The sequence below is a fragment of the Pseudoalteromonas sp. 0303 genome (genome assembly GCF_013349995.1).
In the GTDB taxonomy this organism is placed as follows: domain Bacteria; phylum Pseudomonadota; class Gammaproteobacteria; order Enterobacterales; family Alteromonadaceae; genus Pseudoalteromonas.
Genome location: NZ_JABVXF010000216.1, coordinates 1 through 208, shown reverse-complemented (window position 1 = coordinate 208; position 208 = coordinate 1). Strand labels below are relative to the sequence as shown.

At 44.7% G+C, this 208-nt stretch carries 1 tRNA gene; it reads left to right on the top strand.

Annotation, left to right across the window (positions count from 1 at the left end):
- The first annotated feature begins 21 nt into the window (after positions 1–21).
- Positions 22–97: transfer RNA gene (locus HUS62_RS22840), tRNA-Lys, on the top strand.
- Positions 98–208 lie beyond the last annotated feature (111 nt).

Sequence of the window (208 nt, the reverse complement as noted above, 5' to 3'; positions counted from 1 at the left end):
GCTTATTACAAGCATCAGAGCGGGTCATTAGCTCAGTTGGTAGAGCAGTGGACTTTTAATCCATTGGTCGATGGTTCGAGTCCATCATGACCCACCATTCTTTGAATGGTCTTATATCGGCGGATTTACGTAGCTTATTACAAGCATCAGAGCGGGTCATTAGCTCAGTTGGTAGAGCAGTGGACTTTTAATCCATTGGTCGATGGTT